The organism is Pelagicoccus enzymogenes (assembly GCF_014803405.1).
GTDB classification, from domain to species: domain Bacteria; phylum Verrucomicrobiota; class Verrucomicrobiia; order Opitutales; family Opitutaceae; genus Pelagicoccus; species Pelagicoccus enzymogenes.
Map to the genome: position 1 here is coordinate 91,587 of NZ_JACYFG010000006.1, position 26,396 is coordinate 117,982.

The following is a 26,396-nucleotide window of genomic DNA, read 5'->3' on the forward strand; positions in this document are numbered from 1 at the left end:
TTTCTTAAATAAACCTTTTTAGGTTTATCCATGATTTCCGTCCTTACAGGCGACATCGTCGGATCCCGCGAGCTTTCTTCCGAAAAGCGGACCGATCTAGACGGCAAGCTGAAAGGAGCGGCCCAGCACTCAGGTCTCGGCGACAGCCTCGAGGTATTTAGGGGAGACAGCTGGCAATGCCTCTGCACGCCGCACCACTCCGCCATCGAGCGAGCCCTCCACTTCCGAGCCTTCCTTTTGGGCAAATACGAGATCGACACCCGAATCAGCATCGGGATCGGAGCCGTAGAGAGCCTGCACCGAGAAAAGGTCTCCCTCTCCCAGGGCGAAGCCTTCGAGCTATCCGGCCTCGGCTTGTCCAGCCTCCCCGATCACCGCCGCCTAGAAATCAGCCTCAGCGAGACGCTCGAGCCCTCCAGTCTCCCCTTCCTGAACGCAGCTTGCGCTTTGCTCGACGGAATCACCAGCGAATGGACCGCTCGCCAATCGCTCGCCGTGGCCCTCGCCTTAACGGACGACAACCAATACGAGCTGGCCAAGCGCTTCGATCCCCCCATTTCCGCCCAAGCCTTCGGCAAGCACCTTGCCAAGGCTCAATGGAAACTTTTAAAACATGCCCTCGAATCCATCCAACGCGGCCTTAGCCTGATCCTTCCACCCGAATCCGAAAAGTGAGCTTCCAGCCGCTTTTCAATCTCCGCCCTACTCATGCCCTCCTTCGACCTCGCCCTCTTCGTCCCCCTGCTCGCCGCCCACCTGATCTCCGACTTCGCCCTGCAGACCAACTCCATGGTCCGCAGCAAAGACCGCCCGCTCCCTTTTCTGCTCCACATTCTCATCACCGGCGCCTGTGCCTACCTGCTGCTCGGCGACTTCTCCGAATGGCGCATTCCACTGCTCGTGGTCGCCACCCACGGACTTATCGACCTCGTAAAGATACGTCTCACCGGTCGACTCATCGACGACTTGCCAGCCTTCATCGCCGACCAAAGCGCCCACCTCGCCGTCATCTTCGCCATCAGCGCCATCGACTGGTCCCGCATCGGACTCTTCGAACCTTGGTGGCTGGAGCAAAACCCGGTCTCCTACCTGCAAACGCTGGCCGTCCTTTCCGGACTTATCGCCAATACGCTCGCAGCCGGACACTTCATCGCCAAAGCCCTGCCAAGAATGCTCTCAACCGATCCGCAGCAACTCCACCAGGACAGCGGGCTCAACGGAGCAGGTCGCTACATTGGCCACCTTGAGCGCATCCTCCTCCTTATCTTCGTCTACAGCGGCCAACTCTCAGCCGCGGGACTGCTCATCGCAGCGAAATCCGTTCTCCGCTTCCAAAAGGCCAACGAAAGCCGCCGCGAAACCGAATACATCCTCGTTGGCACCCTGCTCAGCTTTACCGTCGGAATCGTGCTCGCCTTCGCCACCAAGCAACTGATGCAGTGAGGTCGCATCCCTAGGCGGGACGGCCACTTTGCGGGCGTCATTCTCCGCATCGCCCTAGCGTTCCAGAAACAAGCGGAACAACGCCTGGGTGCCCTCATCTCCCGAGCCAGACGCGACCAACTGCTCGTACAAGCGCTTCGCCATCGCCAAGCCCGGCAATTCGAGCTGCATCTCTTCCGCCGACTCGAGAGCGATTTTCATGTCCTTGACGAAATGCTTCACGTAAAACCCGGGGGCATAGTCGCCCTTCAGTGCGCGCGGAACGAGATTGCTCATGCTCCAACTGCCCGCCGCGCCCGCCGCGATGCTTTGCAAAACCGTTTCCGCGTCGAGCCCGGCCTTCTGGGCATAGGCCAGCGACTCGCCGATAGCCACCATTCCACCCGCGATCGCAATCTGGTTGCACATCTTCGTATGCTGCCCCGCGCCTGCCTCGCCTTGGTAAACGATATTCTTGCCCATCGCCTCCAACAGCGGCAAAGCCCGCTCGAAATCGACGCGAGCGCCGCCCACCATGATAGACAGACGCGCTTCGCGAGCTCCTAAATCTCCGCCCGACACCGGCGCATCCAAAACGCCAATACCACGACGCGATGCCACTTCTTCAATGCTTCGGGCAAGCGAGGGACTTGAGGTTGTCATGTCAATCGCCAGCCCTCCTGGACGCAATGCAGATAGGATACCACGCTCGCCAAGGTAAACCGATTCCACATCGCTCGGATAACCAAGGATCGTAACTACCACGTCCGCCTCCTCAGCCGCCTCGTAGGGAGAATCCTTCCAAACGGCCCCCGCTTCCACCAGCCCATCCGCCTTGGAGCGTGTTCGGTTGTATACACTAACTGGATACCCTTTATCGAGCAAATGCCCAGCCATGCTCGCTCCCATCACTCCCGTACCGATAAACGCGATCTTTTGCATACACCTAGCTCTAGTAGCTCTGTCGATATCCGCAAGAACAGGATTCGCAACGTCGCGCCGCGCTTGAGCCGGCGTCCGCAATGCAAGATCCATCCTCTTCGGGCTAGCGAAAACTTTCGCAAATCCAAGCAACAAAAAAGCCGGCTCCCTCTCAGGAACCGGCTCTCAAAATGGTATCTAAACAGTAACTACAACTTAGACGGTGCCGAAGATGGTCTTGCCTTCGGAAAGAAGGTCAGCCGCTGCTTCCTGCAAACGCTTCGCCATGCTGGCTTCTGCCTTCTTGAGGTAACCGCGCGGGTCGTAGGTCTTCTTGTTGCCCACTTCGCCGTCGATCTTGAGCACGCCTTCGATGTTCTGGCAGATGTGAGTGACGACTGGACGGGTGAACGCGTACTGAGTGTCAGTGTCGATGTTCATCTTGACCACACCGTAGTCGAGCGTCTCGCGGATGTCGGAAAGCTCGGAACCGGAACCGCCGTGGAAGACGAGATCCATCTCGGCGCCCGCGCCGTGCTTGTCCATGACCGCCTTCTGACCGTCGCGGAGGATGGTTGGCTTGAGCTTGACGGAGCCTGGCTTGTAAGCGCCGTGCACGTTACCGAAAGTCGCAGCGAAGAGGAAGCGGCCGATTGGCTGCAGGGCTTCGTAAACTTCGAGCATGTCCTCCGGAGTCGTGTAAAGCTTTTCAGCTGGGAGGCCGGAAGTGTCGTGACCGTCTTCTTCGCCACCAACGCAACCTGCTTCCACTTCGAGGATGATGCCCAGATCGGCGCACTCCTTGAGGAGCTCCTTGGAAATCTTGAGGTTTTCGTCGAGAGGAACAACGGAACCGTCGAACATGTGGGATTGGAACAATGGTCCCTTGCCTTCCGCAACGCGCTTGCGGGATGCCTCGAGAAGCGGCTTGAGGAAGCTGTCAACCTTCTCTGGGTGACAGTGGTCCGTGTGGAGAGCTACGAGTACGTCGTACTTTTCAGCGAGCAAGTGCGTTGCTTCCGCCAAAACGATCGCGCCGAAGGCTGCATCCGCTACGTTGAGCCCGGATGCGAACTGACCGCCGCCGGTAGAGACCTGGATGATACCGTCTGTCTTCGAGTCAGCGAAAGCCTTGAGGGCTGCGTTGATCGTCGTAAGGGACGTGATATTAACGGCTGGGTATGCGTAGCCTCCCTTTTGGGCGGCATCCAACATCGCTTCGTACTGTTTAGGTGTTGCGACTGGCATTGATTCTCTAGATTAGATGTTCTAATTTAATTTCCTCCCTATCAGTAGAGAGGCTGATCACTCTACTAAGAAAATGTTCTCCTTCAACCAAAATCGCCCGCCAGTCGCGCATTGGTCCGGATATACGCTGAAACTCGCCCATCCAACAGGTATTGGGGCGAAAAACGCGGCGCATTTTACAAAATTCCTGCCGCGAACTGTAGAACTTGCCATCGATTTCCAGCCATTGTAGTCACAGGAGAATTGCCCGTCGCCCTCGCAACCCAAGCGCCCTCCAGAATCATATGTCCACCTGCCGCCTCATTTACCGAAGCACCGCCCGAGAAGAAACGCTCACCAACGACGCCCTCGCCCGGCTCCAGTACACCAGCATCTCCAACAACAACAGCCTCGGGATCACTGGCATACTCGTGCTCTCGGGCGACCAGTTTCTTCAGGTCCTCGAGGGCGATAGCGAACGCGTCAACGAACTCTACCACAAGATCGCCCAAGACCCGCGCCACCACAAGGTGCGCCTCATTTCCTTCGAGAGCATCAACGAACGCTACTTCAGCGACTGGGGCATGCGGCTGATCGACCTCTACGACCTCCCCATGCAGCCCCGAAAGTTTCTCATGCAAAAGTACCAAAGCGTGGAGGACACCATCTGCATCCCGACCCAGCTCAACCTCGTCTACGCCCTCCTGCTCGACGCTAAACTGTTCTGCCTCTCGGAGCCTTGGGACAATTCTCCGGTCGACGTCTGAGAAAACGGCCTCGCTCGGCTCAATCCTGCCGGTAGCAGAAGTCGTATTCGGAATTCCAATCCGGGCGCCCCTCCACCCTCAGGATCAGCTTGAAGGTCTGCTCATGCATTTCCGGAACCACAAACCGGAGCACCGGCCCCACTCGATTTTCTCCATCTTCGAGGGCGTCGAAATACCAGCCAAGCACGAAACTCTCGTCGTCTCCAAACCTTAGATACGCTTCGACCCGATCCCCCTTCACTGCATTCGGCCCGTCGTGCAGCATCCAGAGCTCCGCTTCGAACAATTCGCCTGCCTTCCAAGAAAAGCGCTTCACTCGCGCCGAGGCCAATGTAGGACGACAGCTCTGTCGCACCGCACGCAGCGCCGGCTTGGCTTCGCAAGGCCAGGAGACCAAGCTGTTGTTCGCCGCCGCCGGCCACGGCTCGTTGAAGCACCAATTGATCGCCATCGAACAATAAGGCTTCTGCCGACGAGCTTCCTCGTAAATGCCCTTCAAGCCCTCGGCCTGCAAAAGCTGTCCCCATTCCACCAGCTCCTCGATCGACTCGGGACGCCCGAAATAGTGCTCCACCGTCGGCATGCAGAGCCATGATTCCTTATCCATCTCCCAAGCCCGAAAGCCATGACGCAACTCCCAAACGCCCCCCGGCTTCGGCGGGAAAAGGTCGCTCTCCGGAATCAAGTTGCGCAGTTTTTCCGCGGACGCGGGAGCTGGGATCCCAAACTCCACATAGGCCGAATTCCGAGCGTTCTGAAAAACCTCGTAGCACTCCTTCCCCCGCGAATCCCTGAACAAGTACCCGCCGTGCCCCGCTCCCATAATCGGCGAGGTCGGAAGAAACGGCGTGTCCGGATCCAACTCCAAGCAAACCTTGTTCAGCAGCCGAATGGCCTTCGATTGGTCGGTCATGCCAGACCAAGAATTATACAATTCGTTGCCGCCGCACCATATCATAACGGAAGGATGCGGCTTCAACTGCTTGACGATCGCGGTCGCCTCCTGCCCTAGCGTATCCAAAAACTCGGGACTCTCAGCATACTTGTTGCAGGCTAAAGGAAAGTCCTGCCAAACCATTAGTCCCAATCGATCGCAAAGCTCGAAAAACGAAGGCTTTCCGATCGCCGCTCCGCCCCAACAGCGCAGCAGGTTGAAATGGCAGCTAGCCGCCTTTTCCAACAAGGGCCGGTAGGCGTCCTCACCCGCGACCCCCGGAAACACATCGGGAGCCACCCAGTTCGATCCCTTGACGAAAATGCGACGTCCATTCACCTCCAAGGCCATAGGAGCAACGCTGCGGGTCTTTGGCATTTCCGGCGTCTCGTCCCATGCCCCTTCGTTCATCACCAGCTTGGAAGTACGAAAGCCAATGGCTTCGGATCGAGAGTCGAGCATGAGCCCCTCATCGTCATGCAAGGAGACCGACAATCGATAAAGCGACTGTTCCCCGTATCCACGAGGCCACCACAACTCCGGCTCATGCACTTCGCAAAACCCGTCGACCAAGGACTGGCCTTGCAAGTTAATGGCTTCTCCATCGACGACTTCCCCGTCCGGACCGACCAAGCTCCACTCGAAGACGCCCACGGACGCTTGGCTCAGCTCGATAGAGAGATCCAGCTTCACCAAGGCAAGGTCCTCCTCCACCACGTAATCGAAATACAGCTCGCGAATGTGAGTCGGCTTCCTCAACTCTAGGTAAGTCAAACGCCAAATCCCGGAAGGAACCAAGCGCGGGTGGAAGTCCCAACCATAGCTCACAGCCGGCTTGACGGAACTACTCGCTTCCACTCGCCCCTCTCCTAAGCCGGAGTCCGGTATCGGAAATATAACTACTTCAATCTTTTCTCCGGGCTGGGCGATCTCCGTGAGGTCTATTTCAACCGGACTGAACATCCCCTCCTGAGCAAACAGGGTACGCTCCCCCACGCGAACGAGGAAGCGATAGTCGATCCCTCCTGAGACGAAAAACAGACGCTCTCCTTCTAAGCCCTCCAGGCGAGGCAAGGCGGCCTCGTACACCCAATAAACCTTCTCCATCCAAGCATAGCGCCCGAAGTCGCCGTCCTGCCAAAAATGCGGCCAACCCTCCGCCCTCGCCCAATCCAACTGCACCGCTCCCGGCACCGAGGCCGAAACCATTTTCTCCGGGCGGATGCTCGGATCGGAAGTGTATCCGACTTTCCAATCTAGGTTGTAGCGATTTTGGGGCATAGCGGGAAAACGGCAGATAAGCCAGCGTCCTCACCCCTAGGTTCCAAAATCAGTTCTCGCAACCTTTTGCTGAAAAAGAGAAAAACTCTCGAAGACCTAGGATAGCCATGAGCCAAACCGATCCCTCCCATCCCAAGTTCCAGTCCATAGCGAGGGCGTCCATCCTCGCCAGTATCGAAAATAAACATACCCAGTACGTTTCCATGGCGGATCGACGGGCCCAAGGGCTCCTTACCATGGCAGCCGTGCTCGCGCCTGTCGCCATCTCCCGCATCAACGACGCAGCGTTTTTCCCTTCGGTCGCCGTTTTCCTCGTCGGAGCGGCCACCACGATCATCGCCGCCACCCTCTGCCTTTTCCCCAAACGATTCCGCCGTATCCAGCCCAACGACCGCTTTCCCCTACACTTCTCGTACATCAGCCGCCAAAAGAGGGACGACTACCTCGCCCAGATGAGCGACATCATCGACGATACGACACAACTATCCAAGGAAGTCGCCAAAGACCTCTACCACCTCAGCCACGACGTGCTGATTCCCAAATTTCGATGGCTCAGAATTGCCTACGCCTCCTTTGTCGGTAGCTTGTGCCTGTCCCTCATCCTCTTGGTCTACAACGTCCTTCGAACCTCCAACTAACCGCCCGATCCCCGCCCCGCCCCATGTCCACCAAGCTTGCCATCAACCTCCACAAGCTCGCCCGCTTCACCAACACCATCATCCCCATCGCCGCCCTTATGCTCTTCCTCGCGGGCTGGCAAATCTCCTTCTACTTCCATTTCCTGACGGTTCCGCTGCTCGGATTGACCCTCGTCAACCTCTACTACCTCTTCGTCCAGCGAAACCACTCCTTGCTGCGAAACTTCGGCATACTCGGCCAAGGCCGCTACATGCTGGAAAGCCTGGGGCCGGAGCTGCGCCAGTACCTCTATTCGAGCGACACCGAGGAACGCCCCTTCAACCGCACCGAACGAGCCGAGGTCTACCGCAAGGCCAACAACATCGACTCCGCATCTTCCTTCGGTTCGCAAAACGACTTCGACGCAAGGGAGATCAAGCTGCGCCATTCGCTCTTTCCCATCTCCAAGGAAGGCTTGCTCCCCTATCGACTGACCTTCGGCGAAGAGAGGGGTATCCAAAACACCTATACGCTCACCGTTCCTTTCATCGTTAGCGGCATGAGCTACGGAGCGCTGGGCCAACGCGCGGTACGCTCCCTCGCTCGCGGCATCGCCCAAACGGGCGGCCTCATGAATACCGGCGAAGGCGGCTACCCAAAGTACCACCTCATGGAAAACTGCGATCTCGCCTTCCAGATCGGCACCGCCAAGTTCGGGGTAAGGCACGAGGACGGAACCCTCCACGAGCAAAAGCTCGCTGAGCTCTCCGCTCTCGAACAGATCAAGCTTATCGAGCTGAAGCTCAGCCAGGGGGCCAAACCTGGAAAAGGGGGAATGCTGCCGAAGGAGAAGATCACCGCAGAGATATCCGAACTGCGCGGAGTCCCCATGGGCAAAGACGTCGTTTCCCCCACCCATCACCCCGAATGCGAGGACTACCACAGCGCCGTCGCCTTCATTCGGCGCATACAAGACGTTTCGCAGCTGCCCGTCGGCATCAAGCTCTGCATCGGCGATCCCCACCAATTCGCCGAGCTCGTAGCTGAAATGAAACGCCAAGACAGCTTCCCCGACTGGATCACCATCGACGGCGCCGAGGGCGGCACCGGCGCCGCCCCCAAGGCCTTCATCGACCGCGTCGGCATGCCCCTCTTCCCCGCCCTCAAGTCTGCCCAGGACATCCTCGTAACCGCAGGCGTTAGGCAACGCCTCAAGCTCGTCGCCTCCGGCAAACTCATCAATCCAGGTTCTCAGATCATAGCCTTCTGCCTAGGAGCCGACGCCATCGCCACCGCCCGCGGCTTCATGTTGTCCATCGGCTGCATCCAAGCCATGCAATGCGGGAGCAACACCTGCCCCGTCGGCATCACCACCCACAATCCGCGCCTGGAGCGCGGAATAGATATCGCCGACAAAGCTCTAAGAGTTGCCAACTATATACACAGCTTGGAACACGACCTCGAGGAACTGCTCTGCGCCACCGGAGTTCGCTGCGTTCGCGAGCTCTCATTCGACAATCTCTACGTTCCCATCGAATCCAGCCTCTACCCGTTCGCCCGCCACCCATAAATCCTACCTGCCATGACCTCTCCAAAGCTCAAATTGACCTCCTGGGCCGCCCAAATCGTCGCCGCCGTGATTATGGGACAAACGCTTTACTTCAAGTTCACCGCCCATCCCGACTCCGTCCAGCTCTTCAGCGAACTCGGCATGGAGCCTCAAGGGCGCCTGATCATCGGAGCCCTCGAACTGGTCGCCTGCATCCTGCTTCTCATTCCCTCGAGCATCGTCTACGGAGCCTTGCTTGGCTCCTGCCTGATGGCCGGCGCCATCATCGGGCACATGACCGAGCTCGGCTGGGAAGGTCCCCGACTCCAACTCGGGGCGCTCGCCATCGTCGTGCTGGTTTGCTGCATCTCCACCCTGCTTATCCGCCACCGCGAGCTCCCGCTTCTCAAGGCCATCCAAACCGAGAAGCCCACCAAGCGTCCTCGCCCGAAGAAGTAGCTCGCCTTCAATTCTCCAGCACCTTCCGTACAAAGCTCGTAAAAAGCGAATCCCGCCCCTTGCCGCAGGGCAAAATCCGCGGTTAAGTGCGCCCATCCAATTTCTTGACGATGAGCCACTCACTCATGCTTCCCCAAGCAGTGCTCGCGTTGGCGGGACTCTATGGCGCGACCTGGTTTTTCCTGAAAGCGAAAAAAGGCCAGCAAACGCCCAAGCTCGTCCTCGCCGGCGCTACCAATCTACTCGTCGCGGCTTACCTGCTCTGCGACATAGGCATGCTGCAGGCCGACAGCGCCACTCAACTAGTCGCCTTCGAAAAAGCGTCCACCAGCCTCACGATCGCGATATTCGCGCTCGTTCCGTGGATTACCGCAGCCTGCAGACAAAGCAGCTCGCTCGTTTTCCTGTCCGGACACACCGCCCTCGCAACCTCCCTTTCCATAGCCAACTTGCTGTCCCCCGTGTCTCTCCGCTTCGAGTCCCTGCAATTTTCCTCGCTCTCCCCAGCAACCGTGCAGTCAAGACCCTCGCTCTGGGAAATGCCCTTCCTGCTGCTCGCTCTTCTCGCAGCCACCGCGCTCCTAGGACACGCCATGCGCGGTTCCGCCGCAGGCCGCTCCAAACTCCCCAAGCTGCTCGCCTTGACAGCATTCGCCACTGTCGCCTCGCCTATCGTCGAATCCCAGCAAGGCAACGGGAGCCATCCCGCCGGAAACTTAGTCTGGATCGCTCTCTCACTGGTCGCAATTTCCGCCTGCGCCCTGCAGCAGGCCTCGCTGCCACCCGTAGCGAAAAAAGGCCACCCTTCGTCGCCCCCAAAAACCGACCCCAGCGGGCCCAGCCAGAGTGACAACGACGATTTCGCGCCCTGCCTCCAAAAACACGCGCTGCTGTTGGGCTTGAATTCCAACGACGAGGACCTCGCCTCCAAGCTCCTCGCCAATTGCGGCTACCAAGTGATGAGAGAGAGCAAATCCTCAAAAATCCCCTTAGACTACCTGAGCCGGGCCAACACCCACACGACGGTGCTGTTCGAGCGGGACGCCGAGGACTCTCCCCCTCCAGCCATCCTCGAGCTTGCCCGAGCCTCCTTGCCGCAACTCGACGTCGTAGCCCTGACCTACTTTCCCAAATCCCCCAGAATCCTCCGCGAAATCAGAAACGGTACCTATCACCACGCAATCGGAACTCCGCTAAAAGCCGCGGAACTTTTCCAAGCGACCCGAAGTCAGACCTTAGACAGTTCTCTCTGGATCCAACCGCATCACACCAAATTATCCTAGCCACACAAGAGGCTAATACCTAGGAGCTTTAGCTCATTCTGAAAAAAACTTCAAAAAAGTTGAATGCTTCCCTAAAACGTGCGTCTACCCACAGCGATGCCTGATAGCAGAGGTAAATATACTCTAGAAGAGCTCATGAGAGCCAAACGCAAGGAGCAGCCAGGGCCCGAGTTCTGGGTTCGCTTCGATCGCGAATTCAAGCAGAAGCAAAAGCTTCTCATCCAGCGGCAACTCGTCAGCGAGACGGGGCTGAAATCCCTTTTCTCGACGCGCATCTACAAGGTCGGCGCATTTACTGCCACCTTTGGCGTCGCAGCAGTTGCGGTCTACCTCGGCTTCCAAGCCCCCGTCAACGAAACGACAGTCGCCCAATCGCAAGCTCCCGCGGCTCAACCCGCTCCAAGCTTCGCCGTGGCCACAAATGCGGAGCCGGCCCGTGCCGAGACTCCCGCCAAAACGAGCGGCGGCCTGCAGGAGTTCGCGACCTTGGCCCAGCCTAGCGCCCCGCGCGTCGTCATACAATCTCCCGCCACCAGCATCGCCAAGAAGCCTTCCCCTTCGCAAATCAACGTGCTGAAGACGCTTGCTTCCTTGGAGGACACGATCCGGGCCAAGCGCGCGAGCGACCCAGCCCCCACCCCTTCCTACCAATTCGTCAGCTCGAACGGGCTCTTCGAAACAGAACTCTCCGAGCTGGAAGAAGCTTCCGTCGACGGAGTTTGGGATTTCGAAGACGCCTACCTTCTCGGCAAGTATGCCGATCCGCTGACCGGAACCTTGAACACGAACCGTTCGCTCTCCATCGACGAGATTCAGCACGTCAGCTTTTCGCAACTCGACGAGGCGCTCTCCAGCCAAGGCAGCCGCCGCAGTCGCTCGATCGACGCGCTCACCGTAAAGTTCTAGCGTACCGATCCACCCTTTCACAAAAAAAGCCGCAGCTTGAAAGCTGCGGCTTTTTTGTGGGCTAACCAACTGCCATTCGAAACTGATCAGATTTCAAATGGCAGGCAATAGCACCCTTGAACGCGAACCATCGCCTTAACTTTTTTCAGCTTCGATTTTGTTTTATTTCTAGCGTTTATGGTGCTTGTAGCGTTTACTCACTAAAAAAAATCGAGAAAGGAGGCGATTAATAAACCATGATAACTTCACAACCAAACAGACTCGACCCTTCCACAATTGATCGGGAAGAGCTCGACAAGGTCTTCGCAGCGTTCTCCCAGCCAGGGCATGTTGCGTTCGTAGACAAAGAGGGAAACAGGACTGAAATCCCCGAACCAATCTACCATCACCTCATGCGAATCGCTCGCATGATGCAACAAGGACAAGCAATCGTGATGCTTCCAGAGAATGAGACCTTCACAACAAAAGCGGCTGCGAACTACCTTGGAATGTCTCGCCAGTTTCTCGTGAACCTGCTCGAAAATGGAGACCTCCCGTTCCACAAAGTTGGCTCCCATCGACGAGTTACCTTTAAAGACCTACTCGCCTATGAAAAGGAGCGAGATTCCAAACGACGTGGTAGGCTCGATGCTCTATCCGAAAAAATCGACGAAGCAGGCCTATACGACGCAAGCTACCGAGGCGACCAATGAAAGCAGATTTCAAGGTCACAATCGATGCCTGCGTGTTGGCGAACTACGCCGTTTGCGACCTGCTGCTTCGCCTCGCAGAAAGGCCGAGACAGTACCTGCCTGTATGGTCGGACAAAATCCTCGATGAAGTCTACCGCACCCAGATCAAAAAGCTGAATTGGCCAAAGCACTTGGCCGAACATTTTAGATCTGAGGTCACCGGTACCTTTCCAGAGGCATCTATATCCGATTTCGAACATATCATCCCTTCATTGAACAACCACGAAAAGGATCGGCATGTCCTTGCAGCTGCGATTCATTCAGACAGCTCGCTTATTCTGACGTTCAACCTCAGAGACTTCCCCAAAGACGCCTTGGAACCATGGAAGGTTGAAGTGTCTCATCCCCAGGATTACCTCATTGTACTTCACGAGATGGAACCTGTCCAAATGGCGAGCAGAATAGCAGCCATCGCAGCTCAGAGGAAAATGGATCAACTCGATCTCCTTCTGTTGCTCGGGAAGTCACTGCCCAACTTCGCCAGTCGCTTGATCGACGACCTAGGATTAGGCTAGAGATCTGTACAAAAAAGCTCCCACGAGGGGAGCCATCTTTCGCCAACTACTAGAAGTCTTGTACCAGACCCTTAGTAGTGGCAGCCCGGCAGGGATTCGAACCCCGACTGACTGGACCAAAACCAGCTGTGCTACCGTTACACCACCAGGCTAACCTTTGAAGGAGCGATAAGTTGGTAATAACCTTACCGTTCGTCAAGCGCCTAAATGACGATATTTTCGGAAGTCCGCTTCGCGCCAATTGACGCATAAGCAAAGCCTAGCATTGACGAGTCCAACTCACTTTGGCTTAACGAGTTTTTAATGTCATCAGCGTCTAATTCGGCCGAAAAACCTAAATACAAACGCGTCGTCCTCAAACTAAGTGGAGAGGTCTTACGCTGTTCCGAGACGGGAGATCCCATCGCATGGAACACACTACGCAAAATCTGCCAGCAGATTAAGGACATACGGGAGCTTGGGGTCCAAGTTTGTATCGTGATCGGGGGAGGCAATATCTTCCGCGGCTTGTCCGGCTCGACCGATCAAGGCGTAGACCGAACCACCGGCGACTACATGGGGATGCTCTCCACCGTCATCAACGGTCTCGCGTTCATGGAATGCCTCGAGAAGATGGGTGTGCAAACCCGAGTGCAAACCTCGATCCCCATGAACCAGGTCGCAGAGCCCTTCATCCTTCGCCGCGCAATCCGGCACTTAGAGAAAGGACGCGTCGTGATCTTCGTCGCGGGAACCGGCAACCCATACTTCTCCACCGATACCACAGCCGCCCTGCGAGCCAGCGAAATCGAGGCCGAGGTGATAATGAAAGCCACCAAGGTCGACGGCATCTACGACAAGGATCCGATGAAGCACGACGACGCCGTTCGCTACGACTCCCTTTCCTACATAGACGCGCTCCAGCAACGCCTCAACATTCTCGACTCCACCGCATTCTCGCTTTGCATGGACAACGAGGTCCCCATCCTGGTTTTCAGCTTAAACGACTCCGACTCGATCCGTCGCGCCATCATCGGCGAAAACGTCGGCACTCTAGTTTCCTAACTTTCACCCCTTTCCGCAAATGGACGAAGAAACAGTATTCCTGACAATGGACGAAAAGGCCGAAAAGGCCGTCGAACATACCGCAAACGAATTCGCTGCCGTTAATACCGGCAAAGCAAACCCCGGCATGGTCGAGGGAATTCAGGTCGAAGCCTACGGCAGCCAAATGGCCCTCAAGGAAATGGCCGCCATCACTACTCCCGACGCTCGTACCATCGCGGTGCAACCATGGGACAAGTCGACCCTCAAGGCCATCGAGAAAGCGATCCTCGCGTCCAACATCGGCATCACGCCCGCAATAATGGGCGACGTTATCCGTCTCCCCCTCCCCGAGCTCACCGGCGACCGCCGTCAAGAGCTTGTGAAGCTGGTGAGCAAGCAAGCAGAAGACGGACGCGTTGCGGTTCGCAACGCTCGCCGCGACGCCATGGACGCCCTCAAGAAACTCCAGAAAGCGGGCGAAATCACCGAGGACGAGCTCAAGACTGACGAGAAGGAAATCCAAGAGACCACCGACAACTCGATCAAGAAGATCAACGACCTCCTCGCCGCCAAGGAAAAGGAACTTACCACCGTTTAAGCAGCAAAGCGGCTTCCCTCAATAGTCTGTAGCCATTTAGTCCGTAGCCCCGACGGCTATAGACTAAACCGCTACAGACTATTTTGCATCCACATGAAACGCGTCGTCATAAAACTAGGCACCGGAATCCTGACCCACGGTATCGGGAAGGTGGATACCGTTCGGGTAAACGCAATCTGTAGCCAGGTCGCTGAGCTCAGAAAACGCGGGATCGAAACTCTGATCGTTAGCTCCGGAGCCGTTGGCATGGGCATGGGGGCCCTCTCCCTCCAAGAACGCCCCAAGACGCTCGCCAAACAGCAAGCGTGCGCCGCGATCGGCCAGAGTCGCCTCATCCAATGCTGGCAAGACGGGCTCCAGCCTCATGGCCTCATCGCCGGGCAGATCCTGCTCACCCACGAAGGCCTGCGTATACGCAACCGCTACGTCAACGCCAAGGCAACCATCGAGCAACTGCTCAACTACGGCGTCGTCCCTATCATCAACGAAAACGATTCCGTATCCGCGATCGAGATACGGTTTGGCAACAACGACCTGCTGGGAGCCATGGTCGCGAGCCTCAGCGATGCCGACCAGTACCAAATCCTATCAACCGCTCCAGGGCTGATCGACATGGATGGCGACGGGCAGATCATACCCGTCGTCGAGAAGATCACTCCCGAGATCGAATCGCTCGCCAAAGGCACCAGCTCCCCCACCGCCGTCGGCGGCATGGTTTCAAAACTCGAAGCCGCCAAGCTATCCACCGAATCTGGCTGCGAAACCTTTATCGCGGACGGTTCGGCCGAAAACATCATAATCCGCATCATCGACGGAGAAGTCGTGGGCACCCGCTTCAAGGCCTCACCGCAACCCATGGGCTCAAAAAAACGCTGGCTCGCCTATTTTCAACGCGCCAGCGGCTCTATCACGATCGACGACGGAGCGAGCGACGCGATCGTTCGCCGCGGCCGTAGCCTCCTTCCCGCTGGCGTCACCCGATTCGACGGCCACTTCAAGCCCGGCGACGTCGTCGATATCCTCAACTCGAAAGGTGAAGCCGTCGCCCGCGGCGAAATAGCCTACTCCGGCGCCGAGATCGCAAACATCGCCGGCAAGCACGTAGAGGAACTGCAAGACCTGTACCCGGACCGCACTCGCCTGGAGGTCGTGCATCGCGACGCCCTCGTGCTGCTCTGAGCCTTGGGAGCTCGCTCGTCGCGAGATTCGCTCACCCGCAGATCGCCTTCCAATGGGCAACTTCACCCTTCACACTTGTCGATTCACCACTCTTACTGCCCACGAATGGACTTCGATCTCAGCCCGACGCCAAACCCTTTCGAAATTCCCGAGATAGACTTTCGGGCGCAGCTCAACGACGAGCAGTATGCCGCCGTCACCGCCCAACCAGGCCCACTCCTTATCCTAGCCGGAGCCGGTTCCGGCAAAACACGTACCCTCACCTATCGCGTCGCCTACCTCCTCAGCAAAGGCGTCCGAGCGGGCGAAATCCTCTTGCTGACCTTCACCAACAAGGCAGCCAAAGAGATGCTCGACCGAGTGGAAGAGCTTACCGGCGTAGAAGGACGCAGCTTTTGGGGCGGCACTTTCCACAGCATCGGACATCGGCTCCTACGCATGCATGGCGAAGCCATCGGCGTCCCCAAGAACTTCACGATCCTCGACGCCGGCGAAGCCGAAACCGTCCTCAAGCATGCGGTCGAATCCGTTGAGTCCTCCTTCTTCAAGAACAAGACTCACCCCAAACCCGGTCCGCTCTCGTCCATCATCAGCATGGCCCGCAACACCTGCGAGTCCATCGAGCGGACCATCATCGATTTCTTTCCCCAACACCACGACTTCATCGAGCGCATCGAAGGCTTCGCCGAGGCTTACGCAAAAAAGAAGAAGGAGCAAAACGTGGTCGACTACGACGACCTGCTCGTCTTCTGGCTCAAACTCCTCGAAGAAGCGCCAGAAGTCGCCGAATACTACCAAAAGCGTTTTCAGCACTGCCTCGTCGACGAGTACCAAGACACCAACGTCCTGCAAGCCGCCATCATCGACAAAATGGCTCCCCACCATCGCATCATGGCAGTCGGCGACGACGCCCAGTGCATCTACTCCTGGAGAGGAGCCAACTTCGACAACATCCTTACCTTCCCTGACCGCCACCCGGGAACTGAAATCCTGCGAATCGAAACCAACTACCGCAGTACGCCCGAGATCCTCACCATGGCCAACGCCATCATCTCAAACCGTACGACCGCTGGCTTCGACAAGGAACTCCGCGCCCACAAGCCATCCGCTCAGCGGCCCTACGTGGTGCAAGCGATGGATACCCGGGAACAGGCCCAATTCGTCATCACCCGGATCCGAGGCCTCATCGACGAAGGACAGGATCCGCGCGAGATCGCCGTCCTTTATCGCTCCCACTTCGTCGCCCTCGACATGCAGATGGAGCTGTCCCGCGCCGGCGTCCCCTACCAAATCACCAGCGGCGTTCGCTTCTTCGAGCAAGCTCACATCAAGGACCTCGTCGCCCACCTGCGCCTTGTCTACAATCCCGCGGACGTAACCGCATTCCTGCGACTTTTTCTGCTCCTCCCCAAAGTCGGCGAAAAGACTGCCCAGAAGCTCTACGACCACACCTTGGCAATCGCCAAGAAACACGAGCTCGACTTCATCGACGCGCTCCGCCACGAGGCGACGGTCAAGAAGGCTCCCGCCGCCTCGCGAGCCGATTGGGAAGCCGTTGCCCTCACGCTGCGCGACATGAAGCAAATAGCCGACACGGGCACCCCCGACGAAGTCGTGCAAATCGCTATCGACGGTTGGTACTCGTCCTACCTGCAAGGCGCCTACGCCAACTACAGCAATCGCTTGGAAGACCTGAACTCCCTTGTCGGCTTCGCAGCTCGCTTCGAGGAAATGCAGGAACTTATCGCTCAGATCACGCTCCTAAACTCCGAGACCTCTGGCCGCATGGAAGAGTCCGACGAGGCAATCCGCCTCACCACCGTCCACCAAGCCAAAGGCCTCGAGTTCAACGTCGTTTTCGTCATCGGCGCCGCAGACGGATTCTTTCCGACTCGCCGTTCCATCGACGTGGGCGACACCGAGGAAGAGCGCCGCCTCTTCTACGTCGCCGTCACCCGAGCTCGGGACGAACTCTATGTCCTGTATCCAAAAATGAATACTAAAGGCGGGCCAAGCATGTTCCTGAACCCCAGCCGCTTTCTACAAGAAATCTCCACCGACCTTTTCGAACCCATCCGCATCCGCCGCAACTACGGCTGGTAGGAGCGACCTCGGTCGCGATCACACAACCACGCTTTCCCAATGAGACACCTCATAACCGTTTTCACCCTGCTCGCGCTTGCCGCCACAGCCCGAGCCGAACTCACAGTCGTTTCCGCCGAGCACCGAGACGCCGACTCCTTCAAGCGCGTCAGCGAATACCTGACCGGCAAGCACAGCGACGGTCGCTACGCCGTCTTTCGCAGCGACGACAACAGCCGCGATGGTTTCTACATCTCGCTTCTCGCCGATGATAGAACTACCCTTGCTCGAGCGGAAAAACTACGCGTTCAGTTCGTCCGCAAGGGTACGCAAGAGATCGACAGCTTCCAACTGCCTGCCAAGGACCTCAAAAAGAAGCGCATCCTCGTCGGCTTTACCGGCAGCGAATGGGAAGAATCCAGCAACCATCCCGTCGCCTGGAAAATCGAGCTGCTGGACGCATCAGGCATACCGCTCGAAACTGCTCAAAGCTTTCTCTGGTCCGAATAACCCAACTACCTTGCGAAAAGCGGACCCCTTGCCGCGATTGAGCACATGCCGACCTGGACTCCTTGGAAGACTATCCCACTGGCAACGCCCTTCACCGAGCAAACGCTTGCGGAAACCCTGAATGGCGGCCAAGCCTTCCGGTGGAACTACCTCGAGACCAAATCGTGCTGGCAAGGAATCTGGGGACAACACGTAGCACGTATCCGTTTTTCGGATAAAGGTGGGATCGAAGTGTCCACTCCCTCCAGCCACCCCGAGACGGAACCCTCTCTTGCATCCTACCTGCGCGCTGACTTTGACTGGGCAGCCGCCATGGACAAGCTTCCTTGGCGAAGCGATTCCCACCTCCAAAAGGCACTCCAAGCCTATCCTGGTCTCCGCATCCTCAAGCAACCCTTCCCCGAGGCCGTCCTCTGTTTCCTCTGTTCGGCCACCAAGCAGATTCCGCAGATCAAAGTCATGTGCGAACGCATGGCAGAAAACCTAGGAACTGAGATCCTACCCGGGATCCATGCTCTCCCGACCTGGGAACAGCTCGCCGCCGCGAGCGAAGAGCAGCTTCGATCGCTCGGCCTCGGCTTTCGGGCCAAGAACATCAAAAAGACTGCCGACTTGCTCGCCTCCCACCCCGAGCTTCTTTCCCAGATAGAAGCCTCGCCCTATTCCGAGGCCAAGCCCATGCTCGTTTCCCTTCCCGGAGTGGGGGAGAAGATTGCAGACTGCGCCTTGCTCTTCGGAGCCGCCAAGCTCGAAGCCTTCCCCGTCGACACCTGGATCATCAAAGTCCTCGAGAAACGATATGCTCTTTTCGGATGGTCGCCTTCCCAGCTTTCCCAGTTCGGTCGCGTCCACTACGGTCCCTTAGCGGGCTTCGCCCAGCAATTCATCTTTTCCTACGAACGCCAACATCCTGCATGAATCGAATCTTCGCCTGTTTCTTCCTTTTCTCGACGACAATTCTCCCAGCGGAGGAGGCGAACATCGAAATCGACCAACACGCCCGAGAGCTTGTCGAAGCAAGCGGCTACCGCGGGTGCATTTTGGTATTCGACCCGGAGAACAGCTCCTATCGAGCCAGCCACCCAGAGATAGCGAGAGAAGGCTTCATCCCGGCCTCGACTTTCAAAATCCTCAGCACCCAGGCCGCCCTGCAGTCCGGTATCGTCTCAAGCCCTGCAAGCACCCTCAAGTGGGACGGGGTAACGCGCAGTCGCGCCGAAACTAACCGCGACCTAGACTTCACCACAGCGTTCCGCATTTCCTCCGTTCCGCACTACCAAGCGATCGTGAGAGAGATTGGAGCACAGAAGATGCAAGCGTTCATCGATTCCATTCCCTACGGAAACAGAAACATAGACGGTGGGGTAGACAGCTTTTGGCTAACGGGAGGACTTCGTATTTCGCCCCTCGAACAAATCGACTTTCTCCGTCGACTTCACCGCGACGAGCTTCCCTTCGATCCGCGCGTGATGGATAGCGTCAGGACCATGATGCTCAATCCTTCCGAAAGCTCCATCGCTTACTCCGCCAAAACGGGCTGGGCCGTCCTACCCGAAAACCGCAACATCGGCTGGTGGGTCGGCTGGGCCCAACAAGACGAGCGTATCCTCTTTTTCGCTACCGTCCTCGATTCCCATACACCAAGAGACGACTTCGGTAAGCAGCGAATCGAGCTGACGAAAGAGATAGTCAACAGCCGCTTTGGCCAGAACTAGTCATGAAACATAAATCTGATCTAAAGGCGACCCTGCAACGAATCGATGGCAGGCCGTATCCAGCCTACAAAGACATTCGCGGACAATACGACTACGAGTTCTTTACGCTCAGCATAGACAAAGTCCAAGGAGACCCTTTCGCCTCTCCATCTCGCTTGTCCGTCACCCTTCCCCATGTGGAGTCAGAGCTGCCTCATCAGCTTTTTTCCAATACTTCACGCCGTACCGGAACTGAGAACTTCCTCGCTCTCTCGTTCGCAAAAGCTTGCAATCAAGCTTCCAGCCGCAGCGGCTCCGGAAAGTCAGGCCTCATCGCAATCGACATTCCTGGCCAGGAAATGCTGCAACGCACCTGTTTGGAAATCGGACCGGACACCACGATCGCTCGTTTCTCGGTAGGCCTGCCGGCCAACGGCCGCCGCATTCGCGGTCGTTCCGCTATCGAACTGCTAATCGATCAACTACCTGAAATCGTCGAAGACGCGCTCTGTTACGATCAAATCGACAAAGATGCCATCCGCTCGTTCGCAGACACTGCAGAGGACGCCGCTACGCTACGAGCCACTCTCTCGGAAAACAAGCTGATCGGATTCGTGGCAGATGGATCCATTCTGCCGCGTGCTTCTGGCATCGACGAACGCCCGATGCGGGAGGCAGTACCTTTTCGCTCCCCTCCTTCGCTGCGAAAGACTTTTGAGCTGCCCCACGCTGGAAAGGTATCCGGTATGGCAATACCGGAGGGCGTAACCCTCATTGTGGGAGGTGGTTATCATGGAAAATCGACCTTGCTCTCGGCTCTCGAACGCGGAGTCTACAACCACCGCCCTCAGGACGGTCGAGAGCTTGTCGTTACACGTTCAGATGCGACCAAAGTCAGAGCCGAAGATGGCCGTTCCGTGGCCAAGGTCGACCTAACCCCATTCATTGGCCAGCTACCGGGAGGCAAGGACTCTTCCTCCTTTTCCACCGAAAACGCATCCGGATCCTCCTCTCAAGCTGCAGCCATAATCGAGGCCTTAGAAACCGGAGCCAAAGCCCTCCTTATCGACGAGGACATATCGGCGACCAACCTTCTCATCCGCGACAGCCGCATGCAGCAGCTCATCGCGAAAGACAAGGAGCCCATCACCCCATTCGTTCAACGCGTTCGTTCCTTGCATCGGGATTGCGGTGTATCCACTGTCATCGTACTCGGAGGCTCGGGAGACTACTTTGAACCCGCCGATCATGTTATCGCACTCGACAACTACCTTCCCCAAGACCTGACCAAAGAGGCGAAGGCCCTTTGCTCCGAAGCGTTCCAGCAAGAGGCTCTCGTCCCCAGCCTCGTCGCAACAAACCCATCGCAATCGAAACGATTCGCAGACCCCGTATCCATAAACCCTTACATATCTGGCAGAGGTCGCCCCGGACGTAGCCGCGTAAAAACCCGCGACGGGCGGGCCCTCACCTTCGGAGAGGACGAAATCGATCTATCCCTAATTCCCCAGATCGTCGACAGCTCGCAAGCCAGAGCGATTGGAGCCGCCCTGCTCTACGCCGCCGAAAATCGTTTGTTCGCGGAGCTAAGCCTCCCCGCAGCCCTCGAGCAGGTCCTTGCCTTCGCTGATAAGGGTCGCCTTTCCACGATCGGCAAGGGCGACCTAGCAGAAATTCGCCTCCAGGAGTTAGCTGCAGCGCTCAATCGACTCCGCTCCCTAGAAATCCTGTAACTCACATGTCCACAACCTGCCTCGTCGTTTTGACCGATAGCTTATACCTAAACGGCACGATCCGCACCCTAAGGTCTTGGCAGGCCCACAACCCAAACTTTCCTGTTATCGCGCTCAGTCGCGACCCAATCGCCCTGCAATCAAACGAGCTTGCTTCGCTATGCCAGGAGCGAGTCTTGATCGACGCCCAAGATTATTCCGACATTTCCCCATACAAGAAGAGCCGTTCCAAACGGCACGCCCAAACCTTCTTCAAGTTCGAGGCCTTTCGGGACTTCGGCTACGAACGGAATATATTTCTCGACAGCGACGTGCTCTCCCTGCGTGAAGCCCCCGCCCTCTACGCGAACAACCCGTCCTATTTGCTGGCAGCCCGCGACACCGGCTTCCGGAAAACGCGCGGCTACAAAGGCCACCCCAATGAGATAAACAGCGGCGTGCTCTCCATTGGAAGGAGCCTTCTCGGACAAACGACAGTCGAACAACTGAAGGCTATCGCCCGCGAAAATCCAGGACGAAGCGGATACAATTCCGGAGACCAAGGCATCCTAAATAAGTGGATACACAGCTACGGAATCCCCTTGGAAGCCCTTCCACCGGAGTACAATTTGATAAAGAAGGACTATACGGATACCAGCGGCCTGGAGAGCTGCCGCCTTCTCCACTACTGCGATCGCAAGCCCTGGTTTCCCTACGCCGGAGAACGAGGCGAACTCGAAGCGCTCTGGCACAATTTCACAGACGAGCAAAGGTGAGCATCGCGCATTGAGTCTTGCGGCCCTCCCCCGCTGCACTATCCTCCAGGACGAACCTCAACCAGAGCAAAGTGTCAGCAAGCGAAGACCCAAAGGACTTTCTAGAACCACCGAATGCCAAAGGGCGAAGACGGGTAACGAAAACGATTCGAAAGCCGTCCATCCCCATTAGCGAATCGCTTCGCTACTATTTGACGAGCTTCAATCGAGAGCACTCGCTCCCCGTCAAATACAACCAATTGGAACGCTTCCAGATGGGAGCTCCCCTCTATGACTCGAAAGGTGAGGACACGCTTTGGGAAACGCTCATCTACGAGCCTTTCATCATGAGGAAACTCAACGAGGGCCTCAAACGCGTTTACGCCATCCTGAAAGCGGGAGGCGACGAGTCGGTCATGGAACACCTGTACGTCGACCGTATCGACTACTGCGTTTTCGGCAACTCGAAGCCTTTCCGCATCCGAATCGTCAACTCACGCAACGACAATCAAGACTACTTCTACGTCAAAAAGGCAGACGCCTCCCGCGCCTACGGACTCGAACTCGAGCACCTTCTCTCGCCCAACCGAATGTTCTTCCTCACCGACGGCGACACTTTGGTAGAAGAGCACGTCGTCGGCCTTCCAGGCGACATCTTCATCGACGACTGGATGGAAAGCCCTCGCCTCAAAGCGATTCGCATCGCCAAGGAACTCATCAAGTTCAACGAACGCTGCTTCGTACGCCTTTTAGGAGACATGCGGCCCTACAATTTCGTAGTCGGCATCACTCCCGACTTCGAAGAGACTCAGATCCGTATCCGCTCCATGGATTTCGACCAGCAGACCTACGACGGACGCAAGAACTTCTACCTTCCTCAGTTCTTCAAGGAAAACAATCCGCTCGTCGAATTCTGTACCAGCCACATCGATACAAAGACTGCTAAGCAGTATCAGCGCGAGGAACACGCTCTGATCTCTCGACGCATGGACGCGATCAAACTGCGGCTACGCGCCCTGCTCGACAGCATGTCCGACGACAAGCTCGCCCCCAAGGAAAACGTCTACCAGCTGCGCGAGGAGCTTGCCGACCACTACAAGAGCAACACCTTTCTCGGTTGCGAATCAATGGGGTCGCTCGTTCGCCAAAGCCTCGACCTCATGAGAGAGAGAGCGACTCGGTAATTTGGCCCATGGCCATCGATAGCCACATCCACCTTTATCCTCCGAGCGTCTCTGCCGATCCTCTTGCATGGGCGGTCACTCAAAATGAACCCTACTGGCTCTCTTGCGTAAAGCCTTCGCATGGGAAAAGCCTACAGGCTTGGAAATCTCCCAGCGAGCTGCTCCAAGACATGGATGACGCAGGAGTCGAGAAAGTGGTCATTCTTTCTTGGTATTGGGAAAACCACGACAGCTGCCTGCATACCCTGAATTGGCAAACCGAATGGCTCGCAAAGTCTCCCCATCGCTTCATCTGCTTCGCCCCCTTTAACGCCAAAGGAGGGAACGCTGCCCTCGAGCTGCTGAAGAACGCTTTCCAGCGCGGCTGCAAGGGAATCGGAGAACTCAATCCACCCGCTCAAGGGTACGCCTACGAGGATCCGGTGCTCGCCCAAGCGCTCGAGCTCGCTGCCGCATACCGGGCTCCCGTAAACTTTCACGTCACCGACCCCACGACACACGACTACCCTGGCAAGATCGACACTCCCTACGCGTCACTCTTAAACCTAGCCAACGAGCACCCCAACACCTCCTTCATCTTTTCTCATCTCGGAGGCTGTGAACCCTTGCGAAACCGAGAACCGCCCCCGAACAACGTCGTATTCGATACGTCGGCTTGCCCCTTGCTCTACAAAACTCCGGTGTATCGGGAATTCTGCGACAAGGTGGGAGTGGACAAAATCCTCTTCGGTTCGGACTACCCTCTACGCGTCTTTCCCAAAGACAAACGTTCACCGAACTTTATCCTGCCTCTCGCTGAACTGCAAAATGGCGACCTGAGTCCCGCCGAAATCGAGGCCATCACCCTTCAAAACGCAAAACGGCTCTTCCACTTATCATGACACTCGAAGAACAATTCGAAACCTTCCTCGCCAAGGACCCGCAAGTCCCAGAGAGCGCCTACGTAGCAAACGAGGCGACTGTCATCGGCGACGTTCGACTCGGCGAAAACGCTAGCGTCTGGCCGGCTTGCGTTCTGCGGGGCGACATCAACTACATCGAAGTCGGCGACCGTTCGAACGTGCAAGACGGCACCATCGTGCACCTCGCCGACGACTACCCGGTCAAGATAGGCCAAGACGTGACCATCGGACACGGAGCAATCATTCATGCCTGCACCATCGAGGACGAATGCTTGATCGGCATGGGAGCGACCGTGCTCGACGGCTCGGTCATCGGGCGAAACTCTATCGTCGGAGCCGGTGCCCTCGTCACGCCCCGCACCATCATTCCTCCCGGAAGCATGGTCATGGGCGCTCCCGCAAGAGTAAAGCGAGCCCTCACCGATGAGGAACAAGCGAATATCAAAAACTGGGCTGCCAAGTACGTAAAAGTCTCCGCCGCTCACAAAGCTCGCTACCAGTAGCGAGCCAAGTCGCTAGCCAACTGGTAGCTCTACCGTGAATACACTTCCCTTGCCTTTTTCGCTACGCAGGGAAACGTTTCCGCCTACTCCGTCGACAAGACGTTTAACGATGGCAAGCCCTAGCCCTGTACCCCCAAACTCTCGCGTCGTGCTGTCGTCTTCTTGCACGAAATCTTCGAACACCGCTTTCTGGCGCGACTTGTCGATCCCAACGCCTGTATCCGTTACGACCATACGAAGAAACTCCGACTTGCGGTCTCCCCCTTGCACGCACTCCAGCTCGAGTCGCACTTCACCCTCCTTAGTGAACTTGACCGCATTGCTCATCAAGTTCCACAAGACCTGACGCAGCACCAAAGGATCCACGACCAAAGTGCTGCATTCCGGAGGAATCTCCGTCCAGTTCAAGGCAATGCCTTTCCGCTCCGCCTCCACTTTCAGCAATCCGTGAACCGGTTCGAACACCTCTTGCAAGACGACTTGCTCCGGCCGAGCTACGAAAGTCCCATGCTCCAGCTTGCTCAAGTTTAGGATATCGGACAGCAATCCGTTCAACGCCTCGGCCGAACTGATGATCGTGGATGTCAAATCTCTCTGCTCTTCGTCTAGCTCCTCCATTTCCAGCAAGTGCGCCACTCCCACAATGCCGTTTAAAGGCGTACGAATCTCGTGGCTCATCGTCGCAAGGAAGCGTGACTTCGCCCGACTCACGCTCGCCTCCACCTCTCGGCTCTTGTGCAAACGGAGCACGTAGATATTGAGCAAGACCGAAATCAAAACCACGAGACAGCCCGCGAAGATGACGAAAAAGTCGATCAAGGAAGCGTTCGGCCCCTCCGTCACCCAGCCTTGCTTGGGGCGCACTCCAATTTGCCAGCTTCCCGAAAACAGCTGAACTGGAATTAGAAGCGAATGCCCGGAAAACAGCTCCGGGTCCCCAAAGAACACGTCCCCTTCAGCCCCCTTCCCATCCTTTCCCCTCAAGGCCATTTCGATTGAGAGCTGCTCGTCCAACAAACCTGAATCCTTCAAGAGCTGGTTCAAATAGATCGGTGTCGAAACGATTCCCCAAAAACCAGATTCGTCGTAAACCGGGAAGCGACCGATGACCGCAACCCCTCCTTGAACGAGATTCAACGGCCCCGCGATCACGGGCTGCCCGCTGTCCCTGACAGCCAGCGCTGCCAACTTTTGCGTCGGGTGCTTCATGTAGTCGAGGCCTAGGGCAGCCTCGTTGCCTTTCATCGGGTAGACGTAACGGATCACCAAGTCGGGCGCTGCGGCGATATTCACCAAGCCTGGCTTCGCTTCAAAGATCGTGGAGGCGAAGCGAGAGAATTCCTCCTGCGACAAATCGGGATTCACCGAAATGTAAGCGCCTAAGCTGGTAATCAGGTAAAACGAGGACAAGGTCTCCGCCTCCAGGCGATAGCGAATGGCATTCGCCTCCAGCAATACTGCCTCCTCCTGCAACTTCACCGCTTTCTCTAGGTCAGCCGACCGAAGGATGCCCCGCAAAGTGTTGGCCGCGAAGATCACGATTACAGCCAATACGAGCACCGCCCCCCACTGCACGAAGCTGCGGGTCAGGAGTTTCGACTTCGACTGACTTGGATTGTAGTCCATGGCATTGGTTTT

27 protein-coding genes and 1 tRNA gene are annotated in these 26,396 nt (G+C 57.0%); 23 read left to right on the plus strand and 5 right to left on the minus strand.

Features of this window, described 5'->3' with window-relative positions; genetic code table 11:
- Positions 1-30 precede the first annotated feature (30 nt).
- Together IEN85_RS03025 and IEN85_RS03030 are read left to right on the plus strand one after the other, a co-directional pair.
- A complete protein-coding gene (locus tag IEN85_RS03025; RefSeq protein ID WP_191615591.1) occupies positions 31-675 on the plus strand; it encodes a hypothetical protein in 645 nt (214 codons plus the stop codon).
- A 33-nt stretch (positions 676-708) separates the two neighbouring features.
- Positions 709-1,443, plus strand: a complete 735-nt coding sequence (locus IEN85_RS03030; protein ID WP_191615592.1) for a DUF3307 domain-containing protein — start codon at positions 709-711, stop codon at positions 1,441-1,443.
- Between the two features lie 54 nt (positions 1,444-1,497).
- Here the strand turns inward: IEN85_RS03030 and IEN85_RS03035 are convergent, their stop codons facing one another.
- Entirely contained in the window at positions 1,498-2,364 is an 867-nt protein-coding gene (locus IEN85_RS03035) for an NAD(P)-dependent oxidoreductase (RefSeq protein WP_191615593.1), read from the minus strand.
- 195 nt (positions 2,365-2,559) lie between these two features.
- Positions 2,560-3,591 (minus strand): class II fructose-bisphosphate aldolase, encoded by a 1,032-nt coding sequence (gene fbaA, locus IEN85_RS03040; RefSeq protein ID WP_191615594.1) that lies wholly within the window; start codon positions 3,589-3,591, stop codon positions 2,560-2,562.
- A 73-nt stretch (positions 3,592-3,664) separates the two neighbouring features.
- Here fbaA and IEN85_RS03045 point away from each other — a divergent pair, with 73 nt between their 5' ends.
- Both IEN85_RS03045 and IEN85_RS03050 read left to right on the plus strand, forming a co-directional pair.
- Positions 3,665-3,823: a hypothetical protein gene (locus tag IEN85_RS03045; RefSeq protein ID WP_191615595.1), complete on the plus strand. Its 159-nt coding sequence runs from the start codon at positions 3,665-3,667 to the stop codon at positions 3,821-3,823.
- A 52-nt stretch (positions 3,824-3,875) separates the two neighbouring features.
- Positions 3,876-4,337: a BLUF domain-containing protein gene (locus IEN85_RS03050; RefSeq protein WP_191615596.1), complete on the plus strand. Its 462-nt coding sequence runs from the start codon at positions 3,876-3,878 to the stop codon at positions 4,335-4,337.
- 19 nt (positions 4,338-4,356) lie between these two features.
- Here the strand turns inward: IEN85_RS03050 and IEN85_RS03055 are convergent, their stop codons facing one another.
- The gene (locus IEN85_RS03055) at positions 4,357-6,552 is read right to left on the minus strand and encodes a glycoside hydrolase family 2 protein (protein ID WP_191615597.1); all 2,196 of its coding nucleotides are present in this window, start codon (positions 6,550-6,552) and stop codon (positions 4,357-4,359) included.
- A 107-nt stretch (positions 6,553-6,659) separates the two neighbouring features.
- Here IEN85_RS03055 and IEN85_RS03060 point away from each other — a divergent pair, with 107 nt between their 5' ends.
- The 7 genes from IEN85_RS03060 (at position 6,660) to IEN85_RS03090 (ending at position 12,613) form a co-directional block, all read left to right on the plus strand.
- On the plus strand, positions 6,660-7,190 hold the full coding sequence (locus tag IEN85_RS03060; RefSeq protein WP_191615598.1) for a Pycsar system effector family protein: 531 nt from the start codon (positions 6,660-6,662) through the stop codon (positions 7,188-7,190).
- 23 nt (positions 7,191-7,213) lie between these two features.
- On the plus strand, positions 7,214-8,740 hold the full coding sequence (locus IEN85_RS03065; protein ID WP_191615599.1) for an FMN-binding glutamate synthase family protein: 1,527 nt from the start codon (positions 7,214-7,216) through the stop codon (positions 8,738-8,740).
- Positions 8,741-8,752: 12 nt separating this feature from the next.
- Positions 8,753-9,178, plus strand: a complete 426-nt coding sequence (locus IEN85_RS03070; protein ID WP_191615600.1) for a DoxX family protein — start codon at positions 8,753-8,755, stop codon at positions 9,176-9,178.
- Between the two features lie 110 nt (positions 9,179-9,288).
- Complete coding sequence (locus tag IEN85_RS03075; protein ID WP_191615601.1) at positions 9,289-10,461, plus strand: hypothetical protein; 1,173 nt, start codon at positions 9,289-9,291, stop codon at positions 10,459-10,461.
- A 96-nt stretch (positions 10,462-10,557) separates the two neighbouring features.
- Positions 10,558-11,367, plus strand: coding sequence for a hypothetical protein (locus tag IEN85_RS03080; RefSeq protein ID WP_191615602.1), 810 nt, complete (start codon positions 10,558-10,560; stop codon positions 11,365-11,367).
- 236 nt (positions 11,368-11,603) lie between these two features.
- The gene (locus tag IEN85_RS24310) at positions 11,604-12,059 is read left to right on the plus strand and encodes a helix-turn-helix domain-containing protein (RefSeq protein WP_224772425.1); all 456 of its coding nucleotides are present in this window, start codon (positions 11,604-11,606) and stop codon (positions 12,057-12,059) included.
- The gene (locus IEN85_RS03090) at positions 12,056-12,613 is read left to right on the plus strand and encodes a PIN domain-containing protein (RefSeq protein WP_191615603.1); all 558 of its coding nucleotides are present in this window, start codon (positions 12,056-12,058) and stop codon (positions 12,611-12,613) included. Before IEN85_RS24310 ends, IEN85_RS03090 begins: the two co-directional genes overlap by 4 nt.
- A gap of 78 nt (positions 12,614-12,691) precedes the next feature.
- On the opposite strand, the gene IEN85_RS03095 is transcribed toward IEN85_RS03090, so the two are convergent.
- Positions 12,692-12,765, minus strand: a tRNA-Gln gene (locus IEN85_RS03095).
- Positions 12,766-12,916: 151 nt separating this feature from the next.
- On the opposite strand from IEN85_RS03095, the gene pyrH reads away from it, so the two are divergent.
- The 12 genes from pyrH to IEN85_RS03155 all read left to right on the plus strand — a co-directional run bounded on the left by pyrH (position 12,917) and on the right by IEN85_RS03155 (position 24,758).
- Positions 12,917-13,657 carry a UMP kinase gene (gene pyrH / locus IEN85_RS03100; protein WP_191615604.1) on the plus strand — a complete coding sequence of 247 codons (741 nt, stop codon included), beginning with the start codon at positions 12,917-12,919 and terminating at the stop codon, positions 13,655-13,657.
- Positions 13,658-13,676: 19 nt separating this feature from the next.
- Positions 13,677-14,237 (plus strand): ribosome recycling factor, encoded by a 561-nt coding sequence (gene frr / locus IEN85_RS03105; RefSeq protein ID WP_191615605.1) that lies wholly within the window; start codon positions 13,677-13,679, stop codon positions 14,235-14,237.
- 93 nt (positions 14,238-14,330) lie between these two features.
- Positions 14,331-15,416 carry a glutamate 5-kinase gene (proB, locus tag IEN85_RS03110; protein WP_191615606.1) on the plus strand — a complete coding sequence of 362 codons (1,086 nt, stop codon included), beginning with the start codon at positions 14,331-14,333 and terminating at the stop codon, positions 15,414-15,416.
- Between the two features lie 105 nt (positions 15,417-15,521).
- On the plus strand, positions 15,522-17,519 hold the full coding sequence (locus IEN85_RS03115) for an ATP-dependent helicase (RefSeq protein ID WP_191615607.1): 1,998 nt from the start codon (positions 15,522-15,524) through the stop codon (positions 17,517-17,519).
- A 39-nt stretch (positions 17,520-17,558) separates the two neighbouring features.
- Positions 17,559-18,008, plus strand: coding sequence for a hypothetical protein (locus IEN85_RS03120; protein ID WP_191615608.1), 450 nt, complete (start codon positions 17,559-17,561; stop codon positions 18,006-18,008).
- A gap of 45 nt (positions 18,009-18,053) precedes the next feature.
- On the plus strand, positions 18,054-18,926 hold the full coding sequence (locus tag IEN85_RS03125) for a DNA glycosylase (RefSeq protein WP_191615609.1): 873 nt from the start codon (positions 18,054-18,056) through the stop codon (positions 18,924-18,926).
- Positions 18,923-19,723 carry a penicillin-binding transpeptidase domain-containing protein gene (locus IEN85_RS03130; RefSeq protein ID WP_191615610.1) on the plus strand — a complete coding sequence of 267 codons (801 nt, stop codon included), beginning with the start codon at positions 18,923-18,925 and terminating at the stop codon, positions 19,721-19,723. The genes IEN85_RS03125 and IEN85_RS03130 overlap by 4 nt, the downstream gene beginning before the upstream one ends.
- Before the next feature lie 2 nt (positions 19,724-19,725).
- A complete protein-coding gene (locus IEN85_RS03135) occupies positions 19,726-21,435 on the plus strand; it encodes an ABC-ATPase domain-containing protein (RefSeq protein ID WP_191615611.1) in 1,710 nt (569 codons plus the stop codon).
- 5 nt (positions 21,436-21,440) lie between these two features.
- Positions 21,441-22,190 (plus strand): glycosyltransferase, encoded by a 750-nt coding sequence (locus IEN85_RS03140; RefSeq protein ID WP_191615612.1) that lies wholly within the window; start codon positions 21,441-21,443, stop codon positions 22,188-22,190.
- A 161-nt stretch (positions 22,191-22,351) separates the two neighbouring features.
- The gene (locus tag IEN85_RS03145) at positions 22,352-23,353 is read left to right on the plus strand and encodes a hypothetical protein (protein ID WP_191616172.1); all 1,002 of its coding nucleotides are present in this window, start codon (positions 22,352-22,354) and stop codon (positions 23,351-23,353) included.
- Positions 23,354-23,361: 8 nt separating this feature from the next.
- Positions 23,362-24,234 carry an amidohydrolase family protein gene (locus IEN85_RS03150; protein WP_191615613.1) on the plus strand — a complete coding sequence of 291 codons (873 nt, stop codon included), beginning with the start codon at positions 23,362-23,364 and terminating at the stop codon, positions 24,232-24,234.
- Entirely contained in the window at positions 24,231-24,758 is a 528-nt protein-coding gene (locus tag IEN85_RS03155; RefSeq protein WP_191615614.1) for a gamma carbonic anhydrase family protein, read from the plus strand. Before IEN85_RS03150 ends, IEN85_RS03155 begins: the two co-directional genes overlap by 4 nt.
- Before the next feature lie 12 nt (positions 24,759-24,770).
- Here IEN85_RS03155 and IEN85_RS03160 read toward each other — a convergent pair whose 3' ends face one another.
- Positions 24,771-26,384 (minus strand): sensor histidine kinase, encoded by a 1,614-nt coding sequence (locus tag IEN85_RS03160; RefSeq protein WP_191615615.1) that lies wholly within the window; start codon positions 26,382-26,384, stop codon positions 24,771-24,773.
- Between the last annotated feature and the right edge of the window lie 12 nt (positions 26,385-26,396).